The following is a 6,000-nucleotide window of genomic DNA, read 5'->3' as shown; positions in this document are numbered from 1 at the left end:
ATCGCCCAGCGCATCCTCGCGCTCAACGCCGCCATCTGGCACAACTGGCTCATCGACGCACCCGTCAAACGCTCCCTCACCGCCTACGACCACTGACCAGCACACAATTTCCCATCAACGATCTAGGTGCGTCGCATGCCGTGGCACGGCCCGACGCACCAGGAGCAAGACATGACCGACCACCGTCACTCCGCCGCCGACGTCGTTGTCGTCGGCGCCGTAATGTCCGGGTTGAGCTGCGCCGACACACTGCTGCGGCAGGGCGTGGACGTGCTCGTACTCGAAGCCCGCGACCACGTCGGCGGGCGCACCCGCCTCGTTGAGGCCGACGGCGAGATCCTCGATCTGGGGGGCCAGTTCATCGGTCCCGGGCAGGATCGTGTCCATGCCCTGGCCGAGGAGCTCGGGATCGAGGTGTTCGCCACCCATGTGGCGGGCGACCACCTGGTCGAGACCGCCTCCGGCCGCATCCGGCACTGGCGGGGGACCGTCCCCCGGCTGAGCATGCCGCAACTGCTGGACTTCGCTCAGGCGCAGGCGCGGTTCGAGCGACTGGCCCGGACGATCGACCCCGCCGCCCCGTGGAGCAGCCCGAACGCCGCGGTGCTCGACGGCCAGACCCTCGCCACGTGGATCGGCCGCACCCTGCGCACCCGAGGCGGGCACCGGTTGTTCGCGCTGGCCACCCGGCTGATGTGGGCCTGCGAGCCGAGCGAGCTGTCACTGCTGCACGCCCTGTTCTACGCCCGGTCGGCGGGCAGCCTGCAGGCGGTCATGGCGACCGAGGGCGGCGCCCAGCAGGACCGGCTGGACCAGGGCGCCGGCGAGCTGGCGCGGCGCCTGGCCACCAGGCTCGGCGGCCGCGTCCGTCTCAGCGCGCCGGTCCGGCGGATCGCCCAGAACGACGATGGAGTCCTGATCCGGCCAGGCCGCCGCTGACGAGGTGCTGATGGCTTGAGCGGCAGCGGGCGCGTCCGGGCGGGCGACGAATCGCCGCGGCGCCTTCCCGCCCTGCCGCCAGTACAGCGCCACCGCCTGGTCGGGGCGTAGTGCTCAACGTCTGGTACGGCCTCACCTCCTGTCCTGGAACGGGCATTCCTGGACAGGAGGTGGGGCGCTACCGCGACAGCTACCTGGTGCTGGTGCTGATCCAAGGGTTCACCGTGACCGCGGCAACCCGACCCGAAGACCTTCCGCAATCCGAACACCTCGACGCCGCGATCGCGGCACTGGTGAGGGGATTGCTCTCCTGGAAAGACGTACGCAATTGGCGACACACGACCCTGTCTCGCTCGCGCGAGGCACGACTCCCTCGCACGCGCTGATCGTCGGATCAGCTGCGGTGTTCACCGACATGCTCGTCCACGGCCTTGCCGTTCCCGTCCTCCCGTTGCTTCCCGCGGTCGTCGAGGCCGGACCGGCGGCCACCGGAGTGCTGTTCTCCTCCTACGCGGCGACCATGATCATCGCCACCCTGTTCGCCGGACGCATCGTCGACCGGCACGGCCCCAAGCTCCCGCTGCTCATCGGGCTGGTCGGTCTGGCCGCGGCGACACTGCTGTTCGCCGCGGGCGGCCCGTACTGGCTGCTGCTGGTGGCCCGGATCGCCCAGGGCATCGCCGGCGGCATGTCCTGGGTGGCGGCGCTGTCGCTGATCGCCGCGACCACCGGCCTCGACAAGCGAGGACAGGCCATGGGCATCGCCATCTCCTCGCTCACTCTGGGCGTGCTGCTGGGGCCGCCTCTGGCGGGCTTCCTCGCCGAGCGCCTCGGCACCGCAGCCCCGTTCCTCTTCGCCGCTGCCATCGCCCTCATCGACGGCGTCCTGCGCGTCTTCCTGGTCAAGGGCTCTCCCCGAGTCACCGACGACCCCGGTGGGCCCCTTGCCGTACTGCGCGTTCCGGGATCGATATCGATCGTGATCGCTGTCGCGGTCGGTGCGGCCGTGCTCTCCGGCATCGAGCCGGTCCTGCCGGCGCATCTGGGAGCCGGCTCGCTGGCGATCGGGCTTCTCTTCGGTCTCGCCGCCCTGGCGGCGATCATCGCCAACCCCATCGTGGGCCGTTACGTGACCACCGCGCCGCCTCGGCTCCTGATCGGCGCCGGTGTCGTCGCCGTCGCCGCAGCTCTCGTCGTGATCGGGTTCGCAGGCGGGCCATGGCGGACCAGCATCGGCATGATCCTGCTCGGAGTCTCCTCGGCTCTCCTGCTGGCACCGGCGACGACCATGATCGGCGAGCAAGGGCTCCGTTCCACGCCGCCGACTCTGGGCGGCTCCTACTCGCTGTACAACCTGGCCTACGCCGCGGGCCTTGCCGCCGGCCCGTTGCTCACGGGCTTCGCGGTCCAGCAGGCCGGGTTCACCGCCGCGATGATCATCGCCGCCGTCGCCCTGGCCCTGCTCGGCACGGCATCTCTGATCCGATTGCCCGCTGTCGCACCTGACGGCGTGCGCCGTCGTCCACCTCGCCGGTCGGCGTCCTGACCGGTACGGCCTGGAAGATCTGGCCGTCGGCCGCCCGGGTCGTCACCCGCACCAGCGGTGCCATGATGATCGCCATCGCGCCTTCCCGCCAGTGGAACGCCCGGCCGGCTGAGGATGCCGCTCCGCTCCACCATCACGGACCGAAGGAGAACACGTACGTGGAAGACCAGACGCAGCAGGAACAGGCGAGCCCCGCGGTGCGGAAGCGCGTCCAGGACAGCTTCGACCGCCAAGGCCTCATGGCACACCTCGGTGCGCGTCTCACCCACATCGGCCCCGGCCGCGTCCGCATCGTGCTCCCGGCTCGCCCCGAGGTCACCCAGCAGCACGGCTACGTCCACGCGGGCGCCACGAGTGCCATCGCCGACAGCGCCGGCGGCTACGCCGGGCTCACGCTGTTCGACGAGGACAGCGATGTCCTCACCGTCGAGTACAAGATCAACCTGCTCGCCCCCGCCGCCGGCGATCACCTGGAGGCGATCGGCACCGTCCTGAAAGCCGGGCGCACCCTGACCGTCTGCCAGCTGGAGGTGTACGGCGTCTGGAAGGACGGCGAACGCAAGTTGGTGGCCAACGGCCAGCAGACCCTGATCCGCATGAACAGGCCCGATCAGTGATCCTGCCACCCTGGATCACAGGGTGGCAGCGGCCGTGATGCCCGTTCCCGCCGCGCTCGGGGCCTGGCCGTCTGACCGGCCGACCAGGGCGACGATGCTCCTGTGGCCGCCAGCGTCGCTGGTGGCGGTGATGCCCGTCACGCGTCAGGTCTTCACTCGGGTCTCCCCGCTTATGGCTGCCTGTCTTGCGGTCGAGTGGGCTGTGGTGCGGGAAGCGGGAGGGCCAGGCCGGTCTTGACGGTGTCGAAGACGACCAGGGTCTCGTAACGCTTGATGTTGTCGTCGGCCTTGAACAGGCGGTCGCCGAGCCGGCTGCAGTCGCGCATGCTTCGTGCGGCCAGGACGACGAGGTAGTCCCACGGCCCCGCGACCCGGTAGCACTGCTGGACCTGCGGGTCCGACTGCGTCCGTTCGGCGAAGGCGCGGTGGTGCTCGAACGACTCCTGGTCGAGGGTCACCAGGACCGCGGCCAGGACGGTGGGGCCGAAGCGGTGCGGGTCGAGGACGGCGACCTGCCTGCTGATGAGGCCGTCCTTGCGGTAGCGGGCGATCCGTCGCTGGACGGCGCTCGGTGAGAGCCCGACCTGCTCGCCGAGGTCGTGCAGGGTGCGTCCGGCGTCGTGCTGGAGCAGGTCCAGAAGGAGGGCGTCGATCTCGTCCAGGCGCGGTGGCGGCGATTCGGGCATGCAAGATTATTGCGTCGCGGCGGGAAAATTCTCAATCGCTTCGATCGGGAGTTCGAATAGCGTCGGCCAGGTCCGGATGCCCCGAGGGAAGGTGACGCGTATGGACCTGGACGTGAGGCGGATCGAGAAGGCCGTACAGGTGATCGATCCGGTGTTCCTCGACACCCCGCAGTACCTCGACGAGCAGCTGTGCCGGGCGCTGGGCGACCGCGCGGTGACGGTGAAGGTGGAGACGGCCAATCCGGTGCGCAGTTTCAAGGGCCGGGGCGCCGATCTGATGCTGAGCACGCTCGCCCCGGGCACGCCGGTGGTATGCGCCAGTTCGGGCAACTTCGGGCAGGCCGTCGCCTATGCCGGGCGAGCCCGCGGGATGCCGGTCAAGGTGTTCGTGCCCGAGACGGTCAATCCCGACAAGCGGGAGCGGATGGAGACCTTCGGCGCCCTGGTCATCACGGCAGGGACGGACGGCACGTCGGCGCGAGAGGCCGCGGCCGCCCACGCCGAACGCCATCCTCACCGCGTCTACCTCCAGGACGGCCTGCAGGCGGCGATCGCCGAGGGCGCCGGGACGATCGGAGTCGAGCTGACCCGCGGCGCTTCGGGCGGTACGGGCTTTGACGCGGTCGTGCTGCCGGTCGGCGACGGCGCGCTGGTCAACGGCGTGGCGCGCTGGATGAAGGAGCACGCCCCCGGCACCCGCATCGTGGGGGTCAACGCCGAAGGCGCCCCCTCGATGCGGGAGAGCCTGGGCGCCGGCCGCGCGGTCAGCGTCGACCACGCCCGCACCTTCGCCGATGGGATCGCGGTGCGCAGCCCGCTGGAGGCCTCGGTACGGCGGGCCCGCACCCTGGTGGACGAGATCGTTCTGGTGACCGACGAGGCCATCGCCGCCGCCATGGAGCTGGCGGCGCGCACGCTCGGGATCGTCCTGGAGCCGGCGGGGGCGGCGGGCCTGGCGGCGATCGCCGAGGGCGCGGTCCCCGGCGACCGGTTGGCGACGGTGCTGACCGGCGCCAACCCGCGTCCTGAACAGGTCCGGGAACTGGCGGCCCGGCTGACACGGCCCGCCCGCAACGCGCCGTCTCCCGCCAGACGCCCGGCCCCTGGAGCATCCGGCCTCGCAGAACGTACGACTTCCCAAGCCGAGGAGAACGCATGAGTGAGGCCACCACCGAGCGGCCGCCGGAGCCGGACTGGCCCGCGATGACGGACGAGGAGTTGCTCACCTACCGCGAGGCGGAGAACCGCTTCCGGGCGTCCAGCGCGGCACGGGCGCTCCTCGGCGAGCCCGACCCCGGCGCCACGATCGATTGGCGGCAGGTGGCGCTGACCGACCGCGAGATCCCGGTCCGGGTTTACCGGCCGGCCGCCGCGCGCGACGGCCACGGCACCGAACGGGCCGAGCTGCCACTCGTGCTCCACGTGCACGGAGGCAGTTTCGTGGGCACGGCGGTGCAGTGCGACTGGGCCAACAGCCATCTCGCCGCCCGCCTGCCCGCACTCGTCGTCTCGGTCGAGCACCGCCTCCTCGGCCCGGAGACTCCGCTGCCGGATGTCGTCGACGACGGCTGGGACGTGCTCCGGCACGTGGTGTGGCACGCCTCGCAGTGGGGTATCGACCCGGCGCGCACGGCCGTGTTCGGCGAGAGCTGCGGCGCGTTGATCAGTGCCCTGGCGGCGATCCGGGCCAGAGAGGCCGGCCTGATGCTCAAGGCGCAGGTGCTGGTCAACCCCGCGGTCGATGTGACCGAGACGATGTTCGACTACGCCTCGATCGACGAGTTCGGCTACAGCCCGACCCGAGCCGTGCCCCAACTGCGCGTGTTCCAGCGGCTCTCCGTTCCACCGCGAACCGACGCTCGTGCGCTCTCGCCGCTGTACGCCGACGACCTGAGCCGGCTGGCGCCGGCCCTGGTGGTCGTGCCGACCCAGGACGCGGTGGCCGATCACGGCCGCCGCTACGCCGAGCGGCTGCAGGCGGCCGGGACACCGGCACGGCTCACCGAGTACCCCGGAGCGCGGCATGCGTTCCTCACCCTGCCGGGCGTGGAACAGCAGGCCGAGGCCGCGCGGGCGGAGATCCTCGGGTTCCTCCGAGCCTCCCTCGCCACGTGACCGGGCTGCCGCCGGCGCTGGGGTGGACCGGGATGGCTCCCCGCCCGCAGCACTCACGGACCCGCACCGACAGGGTTCACGACGACCACACGAAACG

6 protein-coding genes are annotated in these 6,000 nt (G+C 71.2%); 5 read left to right on the top strand and 1 reads right to left on the bottom strand.

Annotated features, from left to right (window positions below; genetic code table 11):
• Positions 1-171 precede the first annotated feature (171 nt).
• The 3 genes from ACA361_RS41140 to ACA361_RS41130 all read left to right on the top strand — a co-directional run bounded on the left by ACA361_RS41140 (position 172) and on the right by ACA361_RS41130 (position 3,102).
• A complete protein-coding gene (locus tag ACA361_RS41140) occupies positions 172-939 on the top strand; it encodes a flavin monoamine oxidase family protein (RefSeq protein WP_375020583.1) in 768 nt (255 codons plus the stop codon).
• 403 nt (positions 940-1,342) lie between these two features.
• Positions 1,343-2,485, top strand: a complete 1,143-nt coding sequence (locus tag ACA361_RS41135; protein WP_375020582.1) for an MFS transporter — start codon at positions 1,343-1,345, stop codon at positions 2,483-2,485.
• Positions 2,486-2,547: 62 nt separating this feature from the next.
• The gene (locus ACA361_RS41130; protein ID WP_375020581.1) at positions 2,548-3,102 is read left to right on the top strand and encodes a PaaI family thioesterase; all 555 of its coding nucleotides are present in this window, start codon (positions 2,548-2,550) and stop codon (positions 3,100-3,102) included.
• 170 nt (positions 3,103-3,272) lie between these two features.
• Here ACA361_RS41130 and ACA361_RS41125 read toward each other — a convergent pair whose 3' ends face one another.
• A complete protein-coding gene (locus ACA361_RS41125; RefSeq protein WP_375020580.1) occupies positions 3,273-3,788 on the bottom strand; it encodes an Lrp/AsnC family transcriptional regulator in 516 nt (171 codons plus the stop codon).
• 100 nt (positions 3,789-3,888) lie between these two features.
• Between ACA361_RS41125 and ACA361_RS41120 the strand changes: the two genes are divergently transcribed.
• Together ACA361_RS41120 and ACA361_RS41115 are read left to right on the top strand one after the other, a co-directional pair.
• Positions 3,889-4,947 (top strand): threonine/serine dehydratase, encoded by a 1,059-nt coding sequence (locus ACA361_RS41120; RefSeq protein ID WP_375020579.1) that lies wholly within the window; start codon positions 3,889-3,891, stop codon positions 4,945-4,947.
• Complete coding sequence (locus tag ACA361_RS41115; RefSeq protein WP_375020578.1) at positions 4,944-5,903, top strand: alpha/beta hydrolase; 960 nt, start codon at positions 4,944-4,946, stop codon at positions 5,901-5,903. The genes ACA361_RS41120 and ACA361_RS41115 overlap by 4 nt, the downstream gene beginning before the upstream one ends.
• The last annotated feature ends 97 nt before the right edge of the window (positions 5,904-6,000 follow it).

It is taken from the genome of Actinomadura sp. 21ATH, from assembly GCF_041951345.1.
Taxonomy (GTDB): Bacteria; Actinomycetota; Actinomycetes; order Streptosporangiales; family Streptosporangiaceae; genus Spirillospora.
Note: the sequence above shows the minus strand (reverse complement) of the source record. Positions and strands in the feature narration are given on the sequence as shown.